The sequence below is a fragment of the Streptomyces sp. NBC_01003 genome (genome assembly GCF_045162695.1).
In the GTDB taxonomy this organism is placed as follows: Bacteria; Actinomycetota; Actinomycetes; order Streptomycetales; family Streptomycetaceae; genus Streptomyces.
In genome coordinates this window covers 6,696,913-6,720,000 of sequence record NZ_CP108707.1, presented here as the reverse complement: position 1 = coordinate 6,720,000, position 23,088 = coordinate 6,696,913, and the positions used below count along the sequence as shown (strand labels likewise).

The 23,088-nt window shown below is 69.9% G+C and carries 21 protein-coding genes and 1 rRNA gene (1 of these 22 only partly in view); 9 read left to right on the top strand and 13 right to left on the bottom strand.

What is annotated here, in order from left to right:
- The 3 genes from OG698_RS30655 to OG698_RS30645 form a co-directional block, all read right to left on the bottom strand.
- A 16S ribosomal RNA gene (locus tag OG698_RS30655) occupies positions 1–65 on the bottom strand; it reaches 1,463 nt to the left of the window's first position.
- A 662-nt stretch (positions 66–727) separates the two neighbouring features.
- Complete coding sequence (locus OG698_RS30650; protein ID WP_326775828.1) at positions 728–946, bottom strand: hypothetical protein; 219 nt, start codon at positions 944–946, stop codon at positions 728–730.
- 207 nt (positions 947–1,153) lie between these two features.
- Positions 1,154–2,536: a glycine--tRNA ligase gene (locus tag OG698_RS30645; protein WP_100594288.1), complete on the bottom strand. Its 1,383-nt coding sequence runs from the start codon at positions 2,534–2,536 to the stop codon at positions 1,154–1,156.
- Between the two features lie 200 nt (positions 2,537–2,736).
- On the opposite strand from OG698_RS30645, the gene OG698_RS30640 reads away from it, so the two are divergent.
- From OG698_RS30640 to OG698_RS30625, 4 genes are read left to right on the top strand one after another with little or no spacing between them, the layout of a single operon-like run.
- Positions 2,737–3,693, top strand: a complete 957-nt coding sequence (locus OG698_RS30640; protein ID WP_406106845.1) for a metal ABC transporter substrate-binding protein — start codon at positions 2,737–2,739, stop codon at positions 3,691–3,693.
- Between the two features lie 17 nt (positions 3,694–3,710).
- On the top strand, positions 3,711–4,493 hold the full coding sequence (locus OG698_RS30635; RefSeq protein ID WP_406106844.1) for a metal ABC transporter ATP-binding protein: 783 nt from the start codon (positions 3,711–3,713) through the stop codon (positions 4,491–4,493).
- A 1-nt stretch (position 4,494) separates the two neighbouring features.
- Positions 4,495–5,391, top strand: coding sequence for a metal ABC transporter permease (locus tag OG698_RS30630; protein ID WP_406106843.1), 897 nt, complete (start codon positions 4,495–4,497; stop codon positions 5,389–5,391).
- 17 nt (positions 5,392–5,408) lie between these two features.
- Complete coding sequence (locus OG698_RS30625) at positions 5,409–5,864, top strand: Fur family transcriptional regulator (RefSeq protein ID WP_406111379.1); 456 nt, start codon at positions 5,409–5,411, stop codon at positions 5,862–5,864.
- A gap of 79 nt (positions 5,865–5,943) precedes the next feature.
- Here the strand turns inward: OG698_RS30625 and OG698_RS30620 are convergent, their stop codons facing one another.
- The 5 genes from OG698_RS30620 to OG698_RS30600 all read right to left on the bottom strand — a co-directional run bounded on the left by OG698_RS30620 (position 5,944) and on the right by OG698_RS30600 (position 9,249).
- Positions 5,944–6,765, bottom strand: a complete 822-nt coding sequence (locus OG698_RS30620; protein ID WP_100594284.1) for an isoprenyl transferase — start codon at positions 6,763–6,765, stop codon at positions 5,944–5,946.
- A 23-nt stretch (positions 6,766–6,788) separates the two neighbouring features.
- Positions 6,789–7,538 (bottom strand): DNA repair protein RecO, encoded by a 750-nt coding sequence (gene recO / locus OG698_RS30615; protein ID WP_406106842.1) that lies wholly within the window; start codon positions 7,536–7,538, stop codon positions 6,789–6,791.
- Positions 7,539–7,662: 124 nt separating this feature from the next.
- On the bottom strand, positions 7,663–7,794 hold the full coding sequence (locus OG698_RS30610; RefSeq protein WP_406111758.1) for a hypothetical protein: 132 nt from the start codon (positions 7,792–7,794) through the stop codon (positions 7,663–7,665).
- 92 nt (positions 7,795–7,886) lie between these two features.
- Positions 7,887–8,102, bottom strand: coding sequence for a hypothetical protein (locus OG698_RS30605; protein ID WP_100594282.1), 216 nt, complete (start codon positions 8,100–8,102; stop codon positions 7,887–7,889).
- A 403-nt stretch (positions 8,103–8,505) separates the two neighbouring features.
- Positions 8,506–9,249, bottom strand: a complete 744-nt coding sequence (locus tag OG698_RS30600; RefSeq protein WP_100594281.1) for a FadR/GntR family transcriptional regulator — start codon at positions 9,247–9,249, stop codon at positions 8,506–8,508.
- Between the two features lie 194 nt (positions 9,250–9,443).
- On the opposite strand from OG698_RS30600, the gene OG698_RS30595 reads away from it, so the two are divergent.
- The 5 genes from OG698_RS30595 to OG698_RS30575 are packed head-to-tail and all read left to right on the top strand — an operon-like array spanning position 9,444 to position 15,981.
- Positions 9,444–11,066: an ABC transporter substrate-binding protein gene (locus OG698_RS30595; RefSeq protein ID WP_406106840.1), complete on the top strand. Its 1,623-nt coding sequence runs from the start codon at positions 9,444–9,446 to the stop codon at positions 11,064–11,066.
- 30 nt (positions 11,067–11,096) lie between these two features.
- Positions 11,097–12,059 carry an ABC transporter permease gene (locus tag OG698_RS30590; RefSeq protein WP_326778679.1) on the top strand — a complete coding sequence of 321 codons (963 nt, stop codon included), beginning with the start codon at positions 11,097–11,099 and terminating at the stop codon, positions 12,057–12,059.
- The gene (locus OG698_RS30585; RefSeq protein ID WP_406106839.1) at positions 12,060–14,048 is read left to right on the top strand and encodes a dipeptide/oligopeptide/nickel ABC transporter permease/ATP-binding protein; all 1,989 of its coding nucleotides are present in this window, start codon (positions 12,060–12,062) and stop codon (positions 14,046–14,048) included.
- Positions 14,045–15,049, top strand: a complete 1,005-nt coding sequence (locus OG698_RS30580) for an oligopeptide/dipeptide ABC transporter ATP-binding protein (protein WP_406106838.1) — start codon at positions 14,045–14,047, stop codon at positions 15,047–15,049. The genes OG698_RS30585 and OG698_RS30580 overlap by 4 nt, the downstream gene beginning before the upstream one ends.
- Complete coding sequence (locus OG698_RS30575; RefSeq protein WP_406106836.1) at positions 15,046–15,981, top strand: dihydrodipicolinate synthase family protein; 936 nt, start codon at positions 15,046–15,048, stop codon at positions 15,979–15,981. Before OG698_RS30580 ends, OG698_RS30575 begins: the two co-directional genes overlap by 4 nt.
- Before the next feature lie 145 nt (positions 15,982–16,126).
- Here OG698_RS30575 and OG698_RS30570 read toward each other — a convergent pair whose 3' ends face one another.
- The 5 genes from OG698_RS30570 to leuA all read right to left on the bottom strand — a co-directional run bounded on the left by OG698_RS30570 (position 16,127) and on the right by leuA (position 22,973).
- The gene (locus OG698_RS30570) at positions 16,127–16,738 is read right to left on the bottom strand and encodes a response regulator (RefSeq protein WP_406111377.1); all 612 of its coding nucleotides are present in this window, start codon (positions 16,736–16,738) and stop codon (positions 16,127–16,129) included.
- Positions 16,739–16,803: 65 nt separating this feature from the next.
- Positions 16,804–18,012, bottom strand: coding sequence for a sensor histidine kinase (locus OG698_RS30565; protein ID WP_406106834.1), 1,209 nt, complete (start codon positions 18,010–18,012; stop codon positions 16,804–16,806).
- 76 nt (positions 18,013–18,088) lie between these two features.
- Positions 18,089–20,179 carry an MMPL family transporter gene (locus tag OG698_RS30560; RefSeq protein ID WP_406106832.1) on the bottom strand — a complete coding sequence of 697 codons (2,091 nt, stop codon included), beginning with the start codon at positions 20,177–20,179 and terminating at the stop codon, positions 18,089–18,091.
- Positions 20,180–20,356: 177 nt separating this feature from the next.
- Positions 20,357–21,040 (bottom strand): TerB family tellurite resistance protein, encoded by a 684-nt coding sequence (locus OG698_RS30555; protein ID WP_100594275.1) that lies wholly within the window; start codon positions 21,038–21,040, stop codon positions 20,357–20,359.
- 214 nt (positions 21,041–21,254) lie between these two features.
- Positions 21,255–22,973, bottom strand: coding sequence for a 2-isopropylmalate synthase (leuA, locus tag OG698_RS30550; RefSeq protein ID WP_384243917.1), 1,719 nt, complete (start codon positions 22,971–22,973; stop codon positions 21,255–21,257).
- Positions 22,974–23,088: the final 115 nt, after the last annotated feature.

Here is a 23,088-nt window from a genome sequence, read left to right as displayed (position 1 = left end):
TCGACTTGCATGTGTTAAGCACGCCGCCAGCGTTCGTCCTGAGCCAGGATCAAACTCTCCGTGAATGTTTTCCCGTAATCGGGACTACACCACGAGAGCGGAACCGTCGGGAGGAATAATCCCCACGATTCACTGCGTCCTCGCTAGTGCGCCTCACCCCGGTGTGGGAGTGAGGACTTTTTCAAAGGAACCTCCAACCCACCAAAGGTGGGCCGGGGTTGTCAATCTGGCGTTGACTTTTGGCACGCTGTTGAGTTCTCAAGGAACGGACGCTTCCTTTGTACTCACCCGAGAGACTCTCTCAGGCTTTCCTCCGGGCAGTTTCCCTTCGGTCTTGCGTTTCCGACTCTATCAGACTCTTTCGTGTCCGATTTCCTCGGTGCCTTTCAGGTTTCCGCTCCGGCCTTTCGGCTTTCGCGTTTCCCTTTCCGGCGGTTCCGACTCTATCAGATCCTTTCGGGCCTGATTCCCAGTCAGCGGGAGTTTGTCTTCCCGGCTGTTGGGCCGTTCCGACGTCCCAGACTTTAGCGGATTCCCCCGGCGGCTCCTAATCGGGCCACCGAGTCCACCGTGAATTGAATTCGGGCGTACCGAATTCGCTCCCGGTGGGAGATCGTGCTGCTTGTTTGGGTGCCGCTTGAGCGGCGGAGGTGCTGTCGCGGGGCCGACTGGCCGGGTGACAACTCGGAGGACTCTAGGGATCTCCGGTCCCCGTGTCAATTCAACCCTACTGCGGCGCCTGGGCCGACGGGTCCACAGTCGCCTGGTGCTCCTGGGCGAGGTGCTCCTCGGCCTTGAGCCAGGGCAGGAACTGGGCCGGTTTTCGCCAGCCGCAGGTGTCGCATCTGATGGTGCGGCGCGGGCCCGAGCGCTGTACCCGCACCGTGTGCTCCCGGCCGTGCTGGTCCCAGCGGCTGACCTTGCTCGTGGTGGTGTTCGGCAGCATGACGCCTCCTCCGCGGCCCCTGTGGGCGCGCGTTCCGCAAGGAGTGTGCAGCAAGAGCAATATCAACAGGGTGGTTTCTGTGGTGCGTTGTGTGTCTCGCCGGCGTCCACGGCCGCCCGGCAACGACAGAAGCGGCCGAGGAGCGCGATGTGCACGCTCCTGGGCCGCTTCTGTGGTGCGGGACCCCTTAGGGGTTCAGGCCTGGGTTCAGCAGCCGACGAGGCGCGTCGCCAGGTAGCCCTCGATCTGGTCCAGGGAGACGCGCTCCTGCTTCATGGTGTCGCGCTCGCGGACGGTGACGGCGTTGTCGTCGAGGGTGTCGAAGTCGACGGTGACGCAGTACGGCGTACCGATCTCGTCCTGGCGGCGGTAGCGGCGGCCGATGGCGCCCGCGTCATCGAAGTCGATGTTCCAGTTCTGGCGCAGCGCGGTGGCGAGTCCCTTGGCCTTCGGGGACAGCTCCGGGTTGCGGGAGAGCGGGAGGACCGCGACCTTCACCGGGGCGAGGCGGTGGTCGAAGCGCATGACGGTGCGCTTCTCCATCTTGCCCTTGGCGTTGGGCGCCTCGTCCTCGACGTAGGCGTCGAGCATGAAGGCGAGCATGGAGCGGCCGACACCGGCGGCGGGCTCGATGACATACGGGGTGTAGCGCTCGCCGGCTTCCTGGTCGAAGTAGGAGAGGTCCTGGCCCGAGGCCTTGGAGTGCGCGGAGAGGTCGTAGTCCGTGCGGTTGGCGACGCCCTCGAGCTCGCCCCACTCGTTGCCGCCGAAGCGGAAGCGGTACTCGATGTCAGCGGTGCGCTTGGAGTAGTGGGAGAGCTTCTCCGCCGGGTGCTCGAACCAGCGCATGTTCTCCTCGCGCATGCCGAGGCCGGTGTACCAGTTCCAGCGCTGCTCCATCCAGTACTCCTGCCACTTCTCGTCCTCGCCCGGCTTGACGAAGAATTCCATCTCCATCTGCTCGAACTCGCGGGTGCGGAAGATGAAGTTGCCGGGCGTGATCTCGTTGCGGAAGCTCTTGCCCATCTGGGCGATGCCGAACGGCGGCTTGCGGCGAGAGGTCTGCTGGACGCTGGCGAAGTTGGTGAAGATGCCCTGGGCGGTCTCGGGGCGCAGGTAGGCGATGGAGCCGCTGTCCTGCGTGGGGCCGAGGTGCGTGGAGAGCAGGCCCGAGAACTGCTTGGGCTCGGTGAAGGTGCCCTTGTTGCCGCAGTTGGGGCAGTTGAGGTCGGTGAGGCCGTTCTCCGGCAGCTTGCCGTGCTTGGCCTCGTACGCCTCCTCCAGGTGGTCCGCGCGGTACCGCTTGTGGCAGGAGGTGCACTCGGTGAGCGGGTCGGTGAACGTGGCGACGTGACCGGAGGCCTGCCAGACCTCGGTCGCCAGGATCACGGACGAGTCGATACCGACGACGTCCTCGCGCGAAGTGACCATGTAGCGCCACCACTGGCGCTTGAGGTTTTCCTTCAGCTCGACGCCCAGCGGCCCGTAGTCCCAGGCGGCACGCTGGCCGCCGTAGATCTCGCTGCACGGGTAGACGAAGCCACGGCGCTTGCTGAGGCTGACGATGGTGTCGATCTTGTCGGCGGCCACGGTGCTCTCTTCATTACGACGACGACGAAGCGATTGCTGCTTCAGAGCGAATGCGAATGCTTCAGGTTACCGGCGGCGTGGGGCTCCGGATCAAATCGGTTGGGGGTCCGGAGCCCGGGCTGGGGTGGGATGCCCGTTTCGGTGTGATCGCGACGACAGCTTGTTGACAATCGTTTCCAGATTTGTTGAAAATGAGTGTCATGAACGTACGACGCCTCATACCCACCGCCGCCGTCGCCTCCGTGACCGTGCTCGGCATCACGGCCCTGTCGGCCTGCTCCGCCTCCTCGGGTGACGGCAAGAACAGTGACGGCAAGCTCGCGGTGGTGGCGTCGTTCTATCCGATGCAGTACCTCGCGGAGCAGATCGGCGGGGACCACGTCGCCGTCACCAATCTGACCAAGCCCGGCCAGGAGCCGCACGACCTGGAGATCAGCGCCAAGCAAACCGCGCAGCTCCAGGACGCGGGTGTCGCCCTCTATCTCAAGGGCCTCCAGCCGGCCGTCGACGACGCGATCCAGCAGTCCGGGATCAGGACCAAGGTCGATGCCGCCTCCCTGACGCATCTGGAGAAGCACGGCACCGAGGTCGGCGGGCACGCCGAGGAGCACGACCACGAGCACGGCTCGGAGGGCGGCAGCGACCCGCACATCTGGCTGGACCCGGTGAAGTACGCCGAGGTCGCCGAGGGTGTGGGCAAGGCATTCGAGAAGGCCGACCCGGATCACGCGGCGGCGTACAAGAAGAACACCGCGGCGCTGGTCGGCAAGCTCGACGGGCTGAACACGCGGTTCAAGGACGGACTGAAGAACACCGGCTCGAAGGTGTTCATCACGACCCATGCGGCCTTCGGCTATCTGGCCGAGCGGTACGGGCTCACCGAGGAGGCCATCAGCGGTCTCGACCCGGAGAGCGAGCCCAGCGCGGCGCGCGTGAAGGATCTCCAGAGCATGGCGAAGGCCGACGGGGTGACCACGATCTTCTACGAGACGCTCGTCAGCGACAGGACGGCGAAGACCCTCGCGGGCGACGCGCATCTCAAGACCGATGTGCTCGACCCGCTCGAGGGCATCACGGACAAGTCCAAGGGCGACGACTACATCCAGGTGATGGATTCGAATCTGAAGGCCCTGCAGACGGCGCTCGGCGCCAAGTGACCACGGAGGACAGCGGCATGGACGCATCGGTGAAGGCCGGCGAGCCCGTCATAGCCCTGCGCAACGTGACGGCCGAGCTCGGCTCGCGTCCCGTGCTGCGCGGCATCGATCTGACGGTGCGCCGCGGTGAGGTCGTGGCCCTGCTCGGCGCCAATGGTTCGGGCAAGTCGACGGCCGTCCGTACGGTGATCGGGCAGGTGCCGGTCAGCAGCGGCGAGGTCGAGATCTTCGGTACGCCACGGCGGCGGTTCCGGGACTGGGCGCGGGTCGGGTACGTGCCGCAGCGGACGACCGCCGCGGGCGGTGTGCCGGCCACGGTCACCGAGGTCGTGTCCTCGGGGCGGCTGTCGCGGGCCCGGTTCGGGCTGCTGCGCAAGGCCGACCGTGAGGCGGTGCGCCGGGCGCTGGACCTGGTCGGGATGGCCGACCGTGCCAAGGACTCGGTGGACGCGCTCTCCGGCGGCCAGCACCAGCGCGTGCTGATCGCGCGTGCCCTGGCCTCCGAGCCCGAACTGCTGATCATGGACGAGCCCATGGCGGGCGTCGACCTGGCGAGCCAGGAGATCCTCGCTCAGACGCTGCGGGCGCAGGTCGCGGCCGGTGCCTCCGTGCTGCTCGTCCTGCACGAGCTGGGTCCCCTGGAGCCGCTGATCGACCGCGCGGTCGTGCTGCGCGACGGCTGTGTCCTGCACGACGGGCCACCGCCCGAGGCGGTGGGCCAGCACGCGCTGCCGGGCCACGACCACGTCCACCCGCACACCTCCGATCTCACCCCCGTACGCACAGGACTGCTGAGCTGACATGGAATTCCTCGACTCCGCCTTCATGCAGCGGGCCCTCCTCGCCGCGGTCCTGGTCGGCATCACCGCCCCCGCGATAGGCATCTATCTCGTCCAGCGCAGGCAGGCCCTGATGGGCGACGGCATCGGCCATGTCGCGATGACGGGCGTCGGCCTCGGCTTCCTGCTCTCCACGTCGCCCGTGTGGATGGCGATGGCCGTCTCCGTGGTCGGCGTGGTGATCATGGAGCTGATCCGTTGGTACGGGAAGACGCGCGGCGACATCGCGCTCGCGATGCTCTTCTACGGGGGTATGGCGGGCGGCGTGATGCTGATCAACCTCGCCCCCGGCGGCTCCACGGCGAATCTGCAGAGCTATCTCTTCGGTTCGCTGTCGACGGTCTCGCAGAGCGACCTCGTGGCGATCTGTGTCCTCGCCGGGTTCGTCGCCCTGGTCACGATCGGTCTGCGTCGGCAGCTGTTCGCGGTCAGCCAGGACGAGGAGTTCGCCCGGGTCACCGGCCTGCCGGTGCGCGTCCTGAACCTGCTCGTCGCGGTGACCGCGGCGGCGACCGTCACCGTCGCGATGCGCGTCGTGGGCCTGCTCCTCGTGTCGGCGCTGATGGTGGTCCCGGTGGCGGCGGCGCAGCAGCTGACGCGGAGCTTCGCGGCGACGTTCGCGATCGCCGTCGCCATCGGCGTCACCACTACGCTGGGCGGCACCATCACCAACTACTACGTCGAGATCCCGCCCGGCGCGACGATCGTGCTGCTGACCATCGCGGCGTTCATCGTCTTCAGCGTGATCGCCACGCCGCTGGCCAGGCGCAGGGCGCGGGCCGCGGCGAGCGCGGCCGGTGACCCGGCGGAGTGCGCGATTCCGGGCCGGATCCCCGGTCAGGCCGGGGCCAAGGTCTGACCCGGGCACCGCGCGGCCTGGCACAATGGGCCGCCGGCAGTAAATCCGAGGAGGCAACAGTGGGAGCCCCGGTTCGAGGCAGGTCGACCCGCCAGCGTGCGGCCGTGGCGGCGGCGCTCGACGAGGTGGACGAGTTCCGCAGTGCCCAGGAGCTCCACGACGTCCTCAAGCACAAGGGTGACTCGGTGGGTCTGACGACCGTCTACCGCACCCTGCAGTCCCTCGCCGACGCGGGCGAGGTCGATGTCCTGCGCACGTCCGACGGCGAGGCCGTCTACCGGCGCTGCTCCAGCGGCGAGCACCACCATCACCTGGTGTGCCGGGTGTGCGGCAAGGCGGTCGAGGTCGAGGGGCCGGCCGTGGAGAAGTGGGCCGAGGCGATCGCCTCGGAGCACGAGTATGTGAACGTGGCGCACACGGTGGAGATCTTCGGTACGTGCTCGGAGTGCGCGCGGGCCGCCGCGGAGTGCTGAGCGCCGTTTTTCTCTCGCGTGCCGTTTTTCTCTCGCGTGCTGTGGGGGGTACTTCCGAGTACCCCCCACAGCCGTTTGATCAGCTGTTGGCGATCTGTTCCTCGTTCGGGATGGCGCCGCCGAAGCGGCGGTCCCGGGAGGCGTACTCGAGGCAGGCGCGCCACAGGTCGCGGCGGTCGAAGTCGGGCCACAGGACGTCCTGGAAGACCATTTCGGCGTAAGCGCTCTGCCACAGCAGGTAGTTGGAGGTGCGCTGCTCGCCGCTGGGGCGCAGGAACAGGTCGACGTCCGGCATGTCCGGGTAGTAGAGGTACTTCGCGAAGGTCTTCTCGCTCACCTTCGACGGGTCGAGGCGGCCCGCCTTGACGTCCTCGGCGATGGCCTGCGCGGCGTCGGCGATCTCGGCGCGGCCGCCGTAGTTCATGCAGAAGTACAGGGTCAGCTTGTCGTTGCCCTTGGTCTGCTCCTGGGAGATCTCCAGCTCCTGGGCGACCGACTTCCACAGCTTGGGCATGCGGCCCACCCAGCGCACCCGTACGCCCAGTTCGTCGAGCTGGTCGCGGGTCTTGCGGATGAAGTCGCGGTTGAAGTTCATGAGGAAGCGGACCTCGTCGGGTGAGCGCTTCCAGTTCTCCGTGGAGAAGGCGTAGAGCGAGATGGCGCCGACGCCCATCTCGATCGCGCCCTGGAGGACGTCCATGACGCGCTCGGCGCCGACCTTGTGGCCCTCGGTGCGCGGCAGTCCGCGCTCCTTCGCCCACCGGCCGTTGCCGTCCATGACGATGGCGACGTGCTCCGGTACCAGCTCGCCGGGGATCTTCGGCGGCCGCGCGCCCGTCGGGTGCGGTTCGGGCGTCTTGTACTCACGGCGGGACCGTCCGAGGATTCCGCGACGTGCCATGTGGGCTCTCCCCTAGCTCAGTTCTAGCTTTTCTCTACGTAACGCAGGGAGCGCAGTCCGCGCTCCAGGTGCCAGTGCAGATACGCCGACACCAGTCCGCTGCCCTCTCTGACGAAGCGTGCCTCGCACGCGTCCGCCGTCTCCCAGTCGCCGGTCAGGAGCGCGCCGAGGAGGATGAGAGCCTGCGGTGAGGGTACGACGCTGCCCGGTACCCGGCAGTCGACGCAAACCGAGCCGCCCGCGCCGACGGAGAAGAACCGGTTGGGGCCCGGGAGGCCGCACTTCGCGCAGTCGCCGAAACTCGGGGCATAGCCGTTCACGGCGAGGGAGCGCAGCAGGAAGGCGTCGAGGACGAGGTGGGGTTCGTGCTCGCCCCTGGAGAGGGTCCGCAGTCCGCCGACCAGGAGGAGGTACTGCTGGACGGCCGGCTCGCCCTCGTGGTCGGTGAAGCGTTCCGCGGTCTCCAGCATGGCGGTGCCGGCGGTGTAGCGGGCGTAGTCGGTGACGATGCCGCCGCCGTAGGGGGCGATGGTCTCGCTCTGGGTGCACAGGGGCAGCCCGCGCCCGATCAGCTCGCTGCCCCGGGCGAAGAACTGCACGTCGACGTGCGAGAAGGGCTCGAGCCGCGCCCCGAACTTGGACTTGGTCCGCCGCACACCACGCGCCACGGCGCGCACGCGCCCGTGATTGCGGGTGAGCAGCGTGATGATGCGGTCCGCTTCGCCCAGCTTCTGGGTGCGCAGCACGACGCCGTCATCGCGGAACAGGCTCATCGCGCGCCGCCACGGGTGTCCGGCTGGAGGTACGGGGGTCGCCCCCCGGGAGAAAACAGCATGATGCGGTCCGCTTCGCCCAGCTTCTGGGTGCGCAGCACGATGCCGTCATCGCGGAACAGACTCATCGCGCGCCGCCACGGGTGTCCGGCTGGAGGTACGGGGGTCGCCCCCCGGGAGAAAACAGCATGATGCGGTCCGCTTCGCCCAGCTTCTGGGTGCGCAGCACGATGCCGTCGTCGCGGAACAGGCTCATGCGCCTATTCTCGCCTACGCCGAAGGGGTGGGGGCCGGGGACCTACGAAGGGGTGCGGTCAAGGGACCTCCCAAGGTGGAGTCAAGGTGGAGTCAGGGGACCTCGCCGCGGCTCCTCGCGTTCGCATAGGCCGTTGCCGCCCGCAGCCGCTCGGAAGTCGTCGCCACTCGCACCGTGTCCGGGGCACAGTCCCATTCGCGGCCGCCTCCGAAGGGCCGGAGCTGTACGTACGGACCCTCGTGCCCCATGACCCGGCCCACCTGTCCGGTGCTGATGTCGACGGCGTAAGAACCGATTGGCGGCTTCATCGGCGTTGGCTCCTGTCCATACGTTCCGTGCGTTTCCCGGCGGGCGGCGGCGTCAACCGAAACAACGGCCCCATTCCACGAGCAGACACGGGACGTGGCGCTGAATCGTCGGCGGGGTGACGCGAGAGGCAATTCCCGACCTCCGCGCGGGTATTCGCCCAGCCCTTCCCGCACCTCCGATCGCATGCCCGGGCTACCGTTCCGCCCACGTCAGGTGGCTCCCCGCCGCCGTCGGATTTCACGCTTCCCGCCCCGGCGGGTACGCGCGCCAATTAGAGTGGGAACGACCTCTGAGCTCTATGTAGCGAGGCCGAATTCGAACACCCTATTCGGAACTGGGATGCTCGATGCTGTTTGAAGCCGGGGGAATGTGTGCGCGTAACTCCACAGATATCCAGCGCGCTCACTCGACGCCTCTCGTCTCCTGTTCCGCGCGCGCTTCGATGCCCCGGAAGTGATGGGCCATGGCCCGCTGCGCGCCGACGGCATCCTGGGCGCGCAGGGCGGTGACGATGTCGCGGTGGCGGCTGACGGTGACGTCGGGATCGGGGTCGCTGGACCAGGAGCGCGCGCCGGCGACGCGGTCGAAGACGTTCCAGAACGCGCCGAGGAGCTGCGGGATCAGCTCGTTGCCCAGCGAGCCGTAGAGGGTCTCGTGGAAGTCCCTGTCGAGGTCGGCGAAGGGCTCGTCGACCTGACCCGCGGCGGCCATTTTCCGGACGATGTCGTCGAGCCGGTCGAGGATCTCCGGTGGGAGCGGGGCCGCGGCGACCCTGCGGATCAGGCCTTCCTCGAGGATCTCGCGGACCTGGAGGATCTCGGCGAGGGCGTGCGCGTCGGCGGCGGGGCGCAGCAGGGTACGGAAGGTGAGGCCGTCGGCGAGCGGGGTGAGGGAGGCCTGGCCGACGTAGGTGCCGTAGCCGTGTCTGATCTCGACGATGTCGAGTGCCTGGAGTGCCTTGAGGGACTCGCGTACGGAGTTCCTGCTGACGCCGAGCGATTCCATCAGCTCGGCCTCGGTGGGCAGCAGTTCGCCGGGCCGCAGCCCTCTGTCCAGGATGAGCTGTGTGACCGCGCGCTGGACCTGCTGGCTGACGCGGCGGTGCCGGATCGCCGGATTCCTGGGCTCCTCAGACATGCGCCGCATCGTAGGCGCAGCAGACGTCCCACGTCCCATGTCGGGACCAAACTTCTTCCCGCCCGCCGCCCGGGGCTCTCCAAGCTTCCCTCCGGGCTTCTCTGCGCGATCTCTTGACCGGCCCTCCCGGCGCTCTTATGGTCACGTCGCTACCAAGACGTAGGACGTTGGATCTCCCGCGCATCTCCCTCTCTGGAGGCACCATGAGCGACCACGAGCCGACCGGCCGCCGATCTTTCCTCAAGTACACCGGCGCCCTCGGCGCGGCCGCTGCCATCTCCACCTCCCTGTCGGCCTGTTCGTCCGGGCCGAAGTCCACCAACGACACGGGCGGCGGCAAGGGCGGCGGATCCTCGCTGACCGCGGTCATCGGGTACGGCAACGACGGAAGCTGGGACCCGACGCAGACCGCGTCGGCCTTCGCCATGGCCGGCAACCAGCACATCTACGAGGGTCTCCTCGACACCGACCCGATCACGCGCGAGCCGTACGCGGCGCTCGCCACGAAGGTGCCGACGGACGCCGAACTGGCCACCACATCCTGGAAGTTCACCCTGCGCGCGGGCGCCAAGTGGCACGACGGCAAGCCCGTCACGGCGGACGACGTCGTGTTCGTCTTCGACCGGATCCTCGACCCGGGCACGCAGTCGCTGGCCAAGGGGTTCTTCGAGAGCTGGCTCAAGGAGGTCAGGAAGACGGGCGACGACTCCGTCGAGCTCGTCCTCAAGTTCCCGTTCCCCGACGGGGCCGCGCGGCTGACCCTCGCAAAGATCATGCCGAAGCACGTGTTCTCGAAGCCGGGCGCGTGGGACGACGCGACCAAGGGCAAGGCGGTGGGCTCGGGCCCGTACCGGCAGACCTCGCACCAGCCGAAGACGAACACCACCTTCGAGGCGTATCCGGACTACAACGGGCCGCTCAAGGCTTCGTTCAAGAAGATGAACTGGCTGACCATCGTGGACGCGGCACCCCGCGTCGCGAAGATCTCCGGCGCCAGCGCGGACGCGCAGATAGCCGACAACATCCCGTACGCGAACATCGCCCAGCTGAAGAAGGGCGGCCTCACCGTCGAGGGCGGGGCCGGGATGAACAACCTCTTCCTGATGTTCAACACCGCGCACAAGCCGTTCGACGACGTGCGGGTGCGTCAGGCGCTGCACTACGCCATCGACAAGCAGAAGATGATCGAGGTGGCGCTCAAGGGGCACGGGAAGGGCGCGAGTTCGTTCCTGAACGAGGGCAACCCCGACCACCGGCCGGCGAAGACGGTGTACGACTACGACCCCGAGAAGGCGAAGAAGCTCCTCAAGGACGCCGGGGTGAGCGGGCTCTCGATCTCCCTGATGTCCGTCAACGTGTCGTGGATCATGGACTGTCTGCCGACGATCAAGGCGTCGTGGGACGCGATCGGCGTGAAGACGACGCTCGACCCGCAGGAGACCACGGCCGTCTTCACGAAGATGGACCAGAAGAAGGACTACCAGATCGTGGCGGCCGCCTCGAACCCCAACCAGTTCGGGCTCGACGCGGACCTGATCATGCACTACAACTACGGCCCCTCGAACCTGTGGATGGGCTACGCGCGCTGGGCGGGCAGCTCCGACGCCAAGAACCTCTTCAAGCTGATGGACCAGGCCACGCGCGAGCCGAACCCGGCGAAGAAGAAGACGATGATCCAGGAGTACATCGACATCGTCGCCGAGCAGGCCGTGCTCTACCCGGTCGTGCACAACGAGCTGATGACGGCCTGGGACCCGAAGAAGATCACCGGCGTGCAGGCGCAGCCCTATCCCGGGATCAACGTGCTCAAGGCCAAGCCCGCGTAACGCGGCTTTCTCGCAAGGGAGTTCGTGCCCGTGGTCGTGATCGCCAGAATTCTGGCCCGCCGCCTGGTCCTGCTCGTGCCGCTGCTGCTCGGCATCGTCCTGTTCGTGTTTCTCGTGATGCGGTTCTCGGACAGCGATCCGGCGTCGGCGTTCTTCCAGGGCGCCAATCCGACGCCTCAGCAGCTGCACGACTTCCGGGAGCGCAACGGGCTGCTCGATCCGCTGCCCGTGCGCTACTTCCACTTCGTGGGCGATCTCGTCCGGGGCGACATGGGCGTCAGCGCCCTGACCCGGCAGCCGGTGGTCGACCAGGTGACCACCGCGCTGCCGCTGACCCTCCAACTGACGTTCCTCGGCCTCGCGGTCGCGGTCGTCGTGTCCCTGGTGCTCGGCGTCACGGCGGCCATCCACCGCGACCGGCTCCTCGACCAGGTCATCCGTGTCGTGTCGCTGACGGGGGTGGCGGCGCCCGGGTTCTGGCTGGCGCTGCTGATGATCCAGTATCTGGCGGTCGGGCAGGGCTGGTTCCCGACCGGCGGCTACATCAACCCGGCGGACTCCTTCACCGGCTGGCTCAAGTGCATGACACTCCCGGCGCTGTCGCTGTCCCTGCCGGTCGCGGCGCAGCTGACGCGCATCGTGCGTACGGCGGTGGTCGAGGAGCTGGACAAGGACTACGTCCGTACGGCGATCGGCAGCGGTCTTCCGCCGGTCGTCGTGGTGGGGCGCAACGTGCTGCGCAACGCCCTGATCAATCCGCTGACCGTGCTCGGACTGCGGGTCGGGTATCTGCTGGGCGGGGCGGTCGTCACGGAGACGATCTTCTCCCTGCCGGGGATGGGGAAGCTGATGATCGACGCGGTGAAGAACGGTGACCCGGCGGTCGTCCAGGGCGTCGTCCTGACGACGGCCGTCGGGTTCGTCGTCGTCAACCTCGCCATCGACATCCTGTATCTGATGGTCAACCCGCGGCTCAGGGGGGCGCAGAGCTAGATGGTCACCTCCCGTAAAGCGCTCGCCGAGGCGCTGTCCCGGCCGGGCATCCGGCTGCGGTCCCTGCGCCGGCTGCCCGTCCTGTCCCGGATCGCGGTCGCCGTCGTCGCCGTCGTCGTCCTCATGGCGCTGTTCGCACCGCTGCTCGCACCCCATGACCCGCTCGACCAGCAGTCGCAGACCGACGGCACCGGGCACCCGTCGGGCGGTCACTGGATGGGCCAGGACAGCCTGGGCCGCGACATCCTCAGCCGGCTGATGTACGGGGCGCGCTGGTCGCTCGCCATCGGGCTCGGCGCGACGCTGCTCGCGCTCGTGGTGGGCGCGGTGCTCGGCGCGATCGCGGCGACGTCGCGCAAGGCGGTCGACGAGACGCTGATGCGCTGCCTCGATGTCGTGATGGCGTTCCCCGGGATCGCTCTGGCGGCGGTCCTCGTCGCCGTGTTCGGCGGCGGTATCCCCGTACTGATCTGCGCGATCGCGTTCCTGTTCACTCCGCCGGTCGCCCGGGTCGTACGGGCCAACGTGCTCGACCAGTACGGCGAGGACTATGTGACGGCGGAGCGGGTGATCGGGGCGCGGACGCCGCACATCGTGCTGCGGCACGTCGCGGTCAACTGCGCTGCGCCTGTGCTGGTGTTCTGCACGGTGCAGGTCGCGGAGGCCATCGTCTTCGAGGCGTCGCTGTCGTTCATCGGGGCGGGGGTCCGGCCGCCCGACCCGTCGTGGGGCAGTGTCATCGCGGACGGCAAGAACATGGTCCTGATCGGGGGCTGGTGGGCGACCGTCTTCCCCGGCCTGCTGATGCTGCTCACCGTGCTGGCGCTCAACATCCTGTCCGAGGGCGTGTCCGACGCGTGGGCCGCGCCCGCCGCGCGGGACGTGTCCGGCGCGGAGGCGGACCGCCTCGAAGCGCCGAAGCCCGGCAGCGGCACCGTCCCCGAACTGCCCGGACTCACCGAGGCCGCCGCCCGGCTGAGGTCCCGCGCCCGGCCGCTGCCCGAGGGCGACCCAGTCCTCCAGGTCACCGATCTCGCCATCGGCTTCGACGCGCGGCACGGCGGCGTGGACATCGTCGACGGCATCACCTTCGACGTACGCCCCGGTGAAGTGCTCGGCCTGGTCGGCGAGTCGGGGTGCGGCAAGTCGCTGACCGCGCTGACCGTGATGGGGCTCGAACCCAAGGGCGCGCGGATCCGCGGCCGGGTCACCTTCGACGGCCAGGAACTGATCGGCCGCTCGATGGGGGCCAGGCGCCGCCTCCTCGGCCACGACATGGCGATGATCTACCAGGACGCCCTGTCCTCGCTGAACCCGGCGATGACCGTGCGCTCCCAGCTCAAGCAGGTCGTGCGCCGCGGCGGCCGGCGCACCCCGGCCGAGCTGCTCTCCCTCGTCGGCCTCGACCCCGAGCGGACCCTGCGCAGCTACCCGCACGAGCTGTCGGGCGGCCAACGCCAGCGCGTCCTGATCGCGATGGCCCTGTCCCGCAGCCCGAAGCTGATCGTCGCCGACGAGCCGACGACCGCGCTCGACGTGACCGTGCAGGCGCAGGTCATCGAGCTGCTGCTGCGGCTGCGCGAGGAGCTGGGCTTCGCGCTGATCCTCGTCTCGCACGACCTGGCGCTCGTCGCCGACGTCACGGACCGGGTGGTCGTGATGTACGGCGGGCAGATCGTGGAGACGGGCGTGACGGCGGACCTCGTCGAGGCGCCCACCCACCACTACACGCGCGGCCTGCTCGGCTCGGTCCTCTCGCTGGAGACGGCGGCGGACCGGCTGACGCAGATCCGGGGCGTCGTGCCGTCGCCGGCCGACTTCCCGGCGGGCTGCCGGTTCGCCGACCGGTGCCCGATGGTGAGCGAGGTGTGCCGGACGACGGCGCCCGATCTGCTCGGCGGCCGGCGGCATGCGTCGGCCTGTCACCATCCGGCGGTGGTCCCGCCGCCCACGGTTCCGGCTCCCCGGGGAAGCGAGGTTGTCAAGTGACGGATCCCGTGGCCGAGTTGAGGAATGCCCACGTGGTGCACCGGGCCCGCTCCGGCGGCCTGTTCGCCCGCGACCGGGTGTACGCCCTCACCGGCGCCGACCTGTCCGTGGCGCCCGGCGAGACGGTCGGTGTGGTCGGCGAGTCCGGCTGCGGCAAGTCGACGCTCGCCAAGGTCCTCGTGGGGGTGCAGCGCCCGACGTCCGGCACAGTCGTCGTGGACGGCCGCGACCTGTGGACCATGAAGCCGGGCGAGCGGCGCGCCACCGTCGGCGAAGGCGTCGGCATGATCTTCCAGGACCCGTCGACCGCCCTGAACCGGCGCCTGACCGTCCGCCAGATCCTGCGCGACCCCCTCGACGTCCACCACCGTGGCACGCCCGCCGCGCGCGAGGAGCGCGTACGGGAGCTGATGTCCCTGGTCGGACTGCCGAGCGCGCTCGCCGGGGCGCTGCCCGGGCAGTTGTCGGGCGGGCAGCGCCAGCGCGTGGCGATCGCCCGTGCCCTCGCCCTCGAACCAGCCCTGGTCGTGGCGGACGAGCCGACGAGCGCGCTCGACGTGTCGGTGCGGGCGCAGATCCTGAATCTGCTGCTCGACCTGAAGGAACGCCTCGGTCTCGCCCTCGTGTTCGTCTCGCACGACATCCAGACCGTGCGGCGCATGAGCGACCGCGTGATCACGATGTATCTGGGCCGGATCGTGGAGGAGTCGCCGTCCGAGGACGTGCTCGACCGGGCCAGGCACCCGTACACCCGCGCGCTGTTCTCGGCGACACCCGGGCTGCTCGACCCGATCGACCCGATTCCGCTGGTCGGCCCGGTACCGTCGGCGACGCATCCGCCGAGCGGCTGCCCGTTCCGTACGCGGTGCTGGAAGGCCGACGCGGTGTGCGCGGAGGCGATGCCGGAGTTCGAGGCGGGCGGTGACGGGCACCGGTTCCGCTGCCACCATCCCGTGCGCGAGGGCCAGTCCACGCACGAACTCGTCCAGGAGGTCTCATGACACCACGCACCCCGCTGGCCGGAGTCGTCCCGCCCGTCTGCACTCCCCTGACCCCGGACAACGAGGTGGACGTCGCTTCCCTCGTACGCCTTGTCGACCACCTCGTCGCGGGTGGTGTCGACGGGCTCTTCGTGCTCGGCTCGACGAGCGAGGCGGCCTTCCTGCCCGACCGGCACCGCAAAGTGGTCATCGACACCGTCGTCGGTCATGTCGCCGGCCAGCTGCCCGTCCTGGCCGGGGCGATCGACATGGCGACGCTGCGCGTCCTCGACCACGCCCGTACGGCGGCGGAGGCCGGCGCGGACGGGATCGTCGCGACGGCGCCGTTCTACACGCGCACCCACCCGGCAGAGATCGCCCGCCACTTCCGGCTCCTGGCCCAGCGCTGCGGCCGGCCGGTCTTCGCCTACGACCTCCCGGCGTCGGTGCACTCCAAGCTGGGCGCGGACCTCGTGCTCGACCTGGCCGCCGACGGGACGCTCGCCGGCCTGAAGGACTCCAGCGGTGACGAGGGCGCGTTCCGCGAGGTCCTCATCGGGGCGCGCTCCCGCGCCGACATCACGGGGTTCAGCGTCCTGACCGGGTCGGAGCTGACCGTGGACTCGGCGCTCGCGATGGGGGCGGACGGGGTGGTGCCGGGTCTCGGGAACGTCGACCCGGCCGGGTACGCGCGGCTGTACGCGTACTGCCGGGACGGTGACCGGGAGCGGGCGCGGATCGAGCAGGAGCGGCTGTGTGCGCTGTTCCAGATGGTGCGGGTGGGGGATCCGGCGCGGATGGGCGGGAGTTCGTCCGCCCTCGGGGCGTTCAAGGCGGCCCTTTATCTGCGGGGCGTGATCGACTGCCCGGTGACGGCTGCTCCGCAGATTCCGTTGTCCGCGGGCGAGGTCGAGCGGGTCGGGAAGTTTCTGGCCGGGGCTGGGTTGCTGTAGGGGCGTTCCCTCTCCCCCGGCCCGCCCCTTCCCGACTGCATCGATGTGCGGCTCCGCCGCGTGGCCTGGGGCTGTGGCCCCAGACCCCGCTCCTCAAGCGCCGGAGGGGCTGGATCGGGGCGGCGGGGCCGCTGTAGCCGCGCGTTCAGGCGCCGCCCGGCTCGATGAGGCCCGACTCGTAGGCCACGATGACGAGTTGGGCCCTGTCGCGCGCACCCAGCTTGCCCATGATGCGGCTCACGTGCGTCTTCACCGTGAGAGGGCTGAGGCCGAGGACGTCGGCGGCCTCCGTGTTGGTGAGGCCGCGCGCCACGAGGGTCAGGACCTGGCGCTCGCGGCCGGTGAGTGCGGCGAGGCCGGGCGGGACGGGACCGGGTTCGGCCGGGGCGCGCAGGACGCGGGCGATCAGGCGGGCCGTGGGACCGGGCGAGAGCAGGGACTCACCGGCGGCGACGGTGCGGATGGCGTCGAGGAGTTCGGCGGGCTTGGTGTCCTTGACGAGGAATCCGGACGCGCCCGCCCGCAGCGCCTCGACGACGTGTTCGTCGGTGTCGTACGTCGTCAGCATCAGGACCTTGACGCCCGCGAGGTCCTCGTCGGCGGCGAGCAGGCGGGTCGCCTCGATGCCGTCGAGGTCGGGCATGCGGATGTCCATGACGATCAGGTCGGCGCGGCGTGTGCGGGCCTGTTCCACGGCCTCGCGGCCGGTGCCGGCCTGGCCGACGACCTCCATGTCGGGCGCGGACTCGACGAGCATCGCGAACGCGGCCCGTACGAGGGTCTGGTCATCGGCGAGGAGTACGCGCACGGGCTGGGGCTCGGTCACGGGTGTCCCCCGGTCGGCAGGACCGCCGCGACTTCGAATCCGCCCTGGGCGCGCGGCCCGGCGTCGAGGGTGCCGCCGACGCTGCGGGCCCGCTCGCGCATGCCGAGCAGGCCGAAGCCCGGGGGTCGGTCGGGTTCGGGGCCGGGGTCGGGCGAGGGCGGGGGTGCGCCGTCGTCCGCGATGCGCAGGTGGAGGGCGTCGCCCCGGCTGCGGATGCCGACGCGGACGGTGAGTCCGGGGCCGCCGTGCCGGACGGCGTTCGTGAGGGCCTCCTGGACGATGCGGTAGGCCGCGGCGCCCACGGCGGGCGGTGCCTCCATGTTCTCGACGGACAGATCGACGGTGGCTCCGGCGGTGCGGGCGGCCTCGGCGAGGTCGGGCAGCCCGTCGAGCCCGGGGAGCGGGCCGCGGCTGTCGTCGGGGCCGGCGCGCAGCACTTCGAGGGTGGCGCGCAGTTCGCCGCGTGCGGTGCGGCAGGTCTCGGCGATGTCGTCGAGCGCCTTGGCCACGGCGGCGCGGTCCAGGCGGTCCGGGTCGGCCTGCAGGACGTGGGCGGCCACCGACGTCTGGACTCCGACGAGGGTAATGCTGTGGGCGAGCAGGTCGTGCAGGTCGCGGGCGACGCGCAGCCGCTCCTCCGCGACCCGGCGCCGCGCCTCCTCCTCGCGGGTCCGTTCGGCCCGCTCGGCGCGCTCCACGACCGAGGCGACGTACTGGCGGTGGACGCGGACGATGACGCCGACCAGGAGGAACGCGACGATCCAGCCGGAGATCCGCAGCGCCTCCTTGCCCTCGGTCATGCCCTCCGCGAACTTGACGCCGAGCATGATGCCGAGGACGCCGGCGCCGAGGAACAGGGTGCGCAGGGTGCGGCCTGTCGCGGCGATCGTGTAGAGGGCGGTCATGGAGACGATCATCGGCGCGGTGTGGTTGTAGTCGAGCGCGTGGTACGGGGCGACGCAGACGACGAGGCCGAGGAACGCCCGCACTGGCGCCCGCCGCCTGAACGCCGACGGGACGTGCGCGGCCAGGAGCAGGGCCCAGCCGAGCGCGTCGGGGTGACGGCCGTTGCCGCTCGTCGTCAGGGCGATCACGACGGCGGCGACCGCCGCGGCGGCGGCCAGGAGAACGTCCTCGCGCAGGGTCCGGGCGGCGCTGACGTCGCGCCGGCCGAGGCCCGGGACCAGGATGTGTTTGACGTCCACCGGTTCATCTTCCGTCAGGAGGGCGCGGAGGACGCCCCTCCGGGAAGAGAGGGGCGCTGTGGGGTCCGCGGGGCGGTCAGGGTGCGGGCGCGAGGGTGCGTTCCGGTTCCTGGGCCGGTGGCAGGGGCTGCGGGTTCCTGGACAGCGGCCCGGGCCACCACACCGTACGGCCGAGGGCCATGCTCGCCGACGTCACCAGGTACGTACGGACGAGGAACGTGTCCAGGAGCACGCCGACCGCGATGACGAAGCCCATCTCGACGAGCGACACCAGCGGCATGTTGGTGAGGACCGAGAACGTCGCGGCGAGGACGAGTCCGGCCGACGCGATCACCCCTCCCGTGGTGCGCAGCGCGGTCAGCGCGGCGGCTCCCGGTTCGGCGCCCGCGAGGGACTCCTCGCGCATGCGGTGCATCAGGAAGATGCCGTAGTCGACGCCGAGGGCGACGAGGAACACGAAGGTCAGCAGGCCGAGTCCGGGGTCGGTGCCCTGGAAGCCGAACAGCGGCTCGAAGACGAGTCCGGCGATGCCGAGGGAGGCGCCCCACACGGCGACGACCGCGGCGAGCAGGATCAGCGGCGCGACGAGGCTGCGCAGCAGCACGACGAGGATCAGCAGGACGGCGGCCAGGACGATCGGCACGACGACCTTGCGGTCACGGGAGTTGGTGTCCTTCAGGTCGAGCTGCTGGGCGCTCGGTCCGCCGACGTACGAACCCTTGCCGTCGAGCCGGTCGCGCAGGGTCTCGATGGTGGTGGTCTCGCCCGTGGACTGGGGCGGGGAGGAGGCGGTGACGGAGATCTCCGTCCAGCCGTGTCCGCTGCGCACCTGCTCGGCGGCGGCGACCCCGGGCACGTCGCGCGCGGTGGCGAGCGTCCGGCCGGCGCGGCCCGTCGGGGTGATCACGCTGATGGGCTGAGTGCCGCGCTCGGGGTAGGCGGCGGCGAGGGTCTGCATCGCGACGACGGAGTCCGGCTTGTCGGTGAAGGTGTCCTCCTGTTTGAGGCTGCCGGGCAGGCTGAACACGCCGAGCGCGAGCGCCCCGAGGAGCAGGGCGCCGGAGGCGAGGACGGTCAGCGGCCTGCGCCCGGCCGAGCTGCCCATCGCCGCGAACAGGGACCTGCGGGCCTTGGGCGTGGAGCCGTACGCAGGGACGAGCGGCCAGAACACGCGCCGCCCGAGCAGGACAAGGACGGCGGGCAGCAGCGTCAGCATGGCGAAGAGCGCGCACAGGACGCCCACGGCGCCGAGCGGTCCCATGCCGCGGCTGCTGTTGAGGTCGGCGGCGAGCAGGCAGAACAGGCCGACGGCGACGGTCCCCGACGAGGCTAGGACGGCGGGCCCGCAGCCGCGCAGGGCGGCGCGCATCGCGTCGTGGGGCCGCTCGATGCGGCGCAGTTCCTCGCGGTAGCGGGAGACGAGGAGCAGCGCGTAGTCGGTGCCCGCGCCGAAGACGAGGATCGTCATCACGCCGGAGCTCTGGCCGCTGACGGTGGTGCCGAACGCCTGGTGGAGTCCGTAGGCGACGCCCATCGACAGGAAGTCGGCGATGCCCGCGACGACGAGCGGCACGAGCCACAGGAAGGGGCTGCGGTAGATGAGGATGAGCAGGATCGCGACGACGGCGACGGTCGTGTAGAGCAGGGGGCCGTCGAGCGAGCCGTAGACCTCGCTCGCGTCGGTGGCGAGCGCCCCTGCTCCGCCGGTGTCGACGCTCAGGCCGCCGGTGTCGTGGGCGATGTCGCGCACATCATTGACGAAGGCGTCACGGGCCTTCTCGTCGTGTCCCGGTGTGGTGCTGGCTACCGGGTACATGAGGGTGGCGCCGTCGCGGGACGGTACGGCCTTCGGGACGGCGGTGAGGTCGAAGCCCCGGTCGATGCGGGCGACTTGGGCGGCGGCCGTGGTGCGGTCGGCCGCGGTGAGCCCGCCGTCGCGGTGGTAGACGAGGACGAGTTCGGTGCTCTCGCCGCCCGGCAGTTCGTCCTGGATCTTCGCCACCTGCGTGGAGTCGGCGCTCGCCGGCAGATAGTCGACGGCCCGGTCGTGCTGGACGTCGCTCAGCTTGCCGGCGAAGGGCCCGGCGATCGCGAGCACGACGATCCACAGGCCGAGCAGCGTCCAGGGCACGGCTGCCCGGCGCCTCTTTGTCGGTACGCCCCCCATCGGCGGGCCTCCCTCATGTCACGGTGTCCGGTGTCGCCGTCCGGTCGGACAGGACGTCTCCAGACTCCCGTCGGGGAGGCCTCGGTTCGTCGGGCGTGAGGGCGAGGTGCGGGGTACTGCCGGGGGTGCGTGCGGCGGCTCGTTACTCCCCGGGGAGTACGGGAGCGCCGTACGGCGTCACGACGGTGTTCGGGCGGCTTCCAGGAGCTGCGACACCTCGTCGGTGCACATCGTGAGCGCGGCGCCCGCGGTGCTGAGTACGTCGCGTTCGGCGGGTGTGTAGGGCCCGTCGGCGAGCGCGATTCTGGCGCCCTGGAGGAGGATCGACTCGCGTCCGGCGGGGGCGAGGTGCGGGGCGAGCGGGTCGAGGGCCTCGTGGAGTTCGATGGCGAGTCCGGCGCCGGGCCCGCAGTGTTCGGGGACGCGGCCCGCGTCGGTGAGCAACGCCTCGACGAGCGCGGCGAGCTGGACGTCCGTGCAGTCGTCGAACCCGGCGCCGCGCAGCGTCGCGACAGCGGTCTCGAGGGCCGTACGGGAGGAGACTCCACCCGCGGAGAGGACCGCGAGGACGACGGTGTGGACGGCGTCGCGGAGCATCGCGGAGAAGCGGTGCGTGGTGGGGTGGTCGAGGACGTCGGCGGCGAACCGGTCCTCGCAGGCGGCGCATTCGACGACGGGGCCGGTGGCGCCGCGCGGGACGAGCGGGATGCCGAGGAGCACGAAGCGGCGACGGCCCGTGCGGCGGCGGTAGTTGCGGTCGCCGCCGCAGCCGGGACAGAAGAACTCGCCGTCGCCGACGGTGGTCCACGCGGTGCGGACGCCGATGAGGCCCGACAGGGGGCGGGCCCCGGCGCGTGCCACTGGAACACCGGGACCGTTACGACTGGTTCGTCCCCAATTCAGCAGCACGTCGCACACCTCCGTCGACCCCCAGGCCCCATCGCCTGGTTGGGCGTGATGTTAGCCACATTGTTGATACGGCGTCATCACCTTGCACGGGACCGTGGCCGGTATACGACGCGGCCCCGCCCGCCACGAGGGCGGACGGGGCCGGGGAACATGCCGGTGACCTGGGTCAGCGTGCGGAGCGGTTGACCGCGGAGACCACGGCCTTCAGAGACGCGCGTGTCGTATTCGCGTCGATGCCGATGCCCCACAGGACCTTGTCGCCGATCGCGCACTCGATGTACGAGGCGGCCTGCGCGGAGGCGCCCTCGCTCATCGTGTGCTCCTGGTAGTCCAGCAGGCGGGCGTCGATGCCGACGGCCTGCAGGGCGTCGAAGAACGCGGAGATCGGGCCGTTGCCCGTACCGGTCAGGACGGTGGCCTCACCGTCGACGTCGGCCGAGACGGTCAGCGTGTCGACGCCGTCCGTGTCGGTCGTGCTCTGCCCGGCCTTGACCTGGATGCGGCCCCAGGGGTTCTCGGAGTTGGGCAGGTACTCGTCCTGGAAGACCGACCAGATCTCCTTCGGCGTGACCTCGCCGCCCTCGGCGTCCGTCTTCGCCTGGATGATCTTCGAGAACTCGATCTGCATGCGGCGCGGCAGGTCCAGCTTGTGGTCGTTCTTCAGGACGTACGCGATACCGCCCTTGCCGGACTGCGAGTTGACGCGGATGACGGCCTCGTAGGAACGGCCGACGTCCTTCGGGTCGATGGGCAGGTACGGGACCGCCCACTCGATGTCGTCGACGGACTTGCCCGCGGCCGCGGCCCGCGCGTCCATCGCCTCGAAGCCCTTCTTGATGGCGTCCTGGTGGGAGCCGGAGAAGGACGTGTAGACCAGGTCGCCCGCGTAGGGGTGGCGCGGGTGGACCTCCATCTGGTTGCAGTACTCGGCGGTGCGGCGGATCTCGTCGATGTCGGAGAAGTCGATCTGCGGGTCGACACCCTGCGAGAACAGGTTCATGCCCAGCGTGACCAGGTCGACGTTGCCGGTGCGCTCGCCCTGGCCGAACAGGCAGCCCTCGATGCGGTCGGCGCCGGCCATCAGGGCCAGCTCGGCGGCGGCGACGGCCGTGCCGCGGTCGTTGTGCGGGTGCACGGACAGGCAGACGTACTCGCGGTTCGACAGGTTGCGGTGCATCCACTCGAAGCGGTCCGCGTGCGTGGACGGGGTCGAACGCTCCACCGTGGCAGGCAGGTTGAGGATGATCTCGCGGCCGGGGCCCGGCTTGTAGACCTCCATGACCGCCTCGCAGACCTCCAGGGCGAAGTCCAGCTCGGTGTCGGTGAAGATCTCCGGGCTGTACTGGTATCCGAAGGTCGTCTCCGGGCCGAGGATCTTCTCCGCGTAGTCCATGACGTGCTGCGTGCCGTCGATGGCGATCTGCTTGATCTGTTCCTTGGTGCCGCGGAAGACGATCTCGCGGAAGGTCGGCGCGGTCGCGTTGTACAGGTGCACCGTGGCGCGCTTGGCGCCCTTCAGGGACTCGACCGTGCGCTCGATGAGCTCCTCGCGCGCCTGCGTCAGCACGGAGATCGTCACGTCGTCCGGGATCGCGCCCTCTTCGATGATCGACCGCACGAACGCGAAGTCGGTCTCGCCGGAGGCGGGGAAGCCGACCTCGATCTCCTTGTAGCCCATGCGGACCAGGAGGTCGAACATCTCGCGCTTGCGAGCCGGGGACATCGGGTCGATCAGCGCCTGGTTGCCGTCGCGCAGGTCGGTGGAGAGCCAGCGGGGGGCGACGGTGACGCGCTTGCCGGGCCACGTGCGGTCGGGGATGTCGACCTGCTCGTACTGTCCGTACTTGTGGACCGGCATGGAAGTGGGGCGCTGGAAATTCGACATGTGCGGGGGCTCCTCGGGTGTGTCCGGAAGGACGGCCGACGGTCTGAGCGCAACACCGAACTCCGCGGGGAGGGGGTCGGCCTCGACTACAGGCCCTCGCCGCGGCAGCTAAGGA

Bases quoted from the DNA above. Each gene is read 5' to 3' on its own strand.
- OG698_RS30585 (WP_406106839.1), top strand. From the start codon at position 12,060: ATGGTCACCTCCCGTAAAGCGCTCGCCGAGGCGCTGTCCCGGCCGGGC.
- OG698_RS30600 (WP_100594281.1), bottom strand. From the start codon at position 9,249: ATGCGGCGCATGTCTGAGGAGCCCAGGAATCCGGCGATCCGGCACCGC.
- OG698_RS30630 (WP_406106843.1), top strand. From the start codon at position 4,495: ATGGAATTCCTCGACTCCGCCTTCATGCAGCGGGCCCTCCTCGCCGCG.
- OG698_RS30605 (WP_100594282.1), bottom strand. From the start codon at position 8,102: ATGAAGCCGCCAATCGGTTCTTACGCCGTCGACATCAGCACCGGACAG.
- leuA (WP_384243917.1), bottom strand. From the start codon at position 22,973: ATGTCGAATTTCCAGCGCCCCACTTCCATGCCGGTCCACAAGTACGGA.
- OG698_RS30620 (WP_100594284.1), bottom strand. From the start codon at position 6,765: ATGGCACGTCGCGGAATCCTCGGACGGTCCCGCCGTGAGTACAAGACG.
- OG698_RS30650 (WP_326775828.1), bottom strand. From the start codon at position 946: ATGCTGCCGAACACCACCACGAGCAAGGTCAGCCGCTGGGACCAGCAC.
- OG698_RS30570 (WP_406111377.1), bottom strand. From the start codon at position 16,738: ATGCTCGTCGAGTCCGCGCCCGACATGGAGGTCGTCGGCCAGGCCGGC.
- OG698_RS30575 (WP_406106836.1), top strand. From the start codon at position 15,046: ATGACACCACGCACCCCGCTGGCCGGAGTCGTCCCGCCCGTCTGCACT.
- OG698_RS30560 (WP_406106832.1), bottom strand. From the start codon at position 20,179: ATGGGGGGCGTACCGACAAAGAGGCGCCGGGCAGCCGTGCCCTGGACG.
- OG698_RS30635 (WP_406106844.1), top strand. From the start codon at position 3,711: ATGGACGCATCGGTGAAGGCCGGCGAGCCCGTCATAGCCCTGCGCAAC.
- OG698_RS30640 (WP_406106845.1), top strand. From the start codon at position 2,737: ATGAACGTACGACGCCTCATACCCACCGCCGCCGTCGCCTCCGTGACC.
- recO (WP_406106842.1), bottom strand. From the start codon at position 7,538: ATGAGCCTGTTCCGCGATGACGGCGTCGTGCTGCGCACCCAGAAGCTG.
- OG698_RS30595 (WP_406106840.1), top strand. From the start codon at position 9,444: ATGAGCGACCACGAGCCGACCGGCCGCCGATCTTTCCTCAAGTACACC.
- OG698_RS30610 (WP_406111758.1), bottom strand. From the start codon at position 7,794: ATGAGCCTGTTCCGCGACGACGGCATCGTGCTGCGCACCCAGAAGCTG.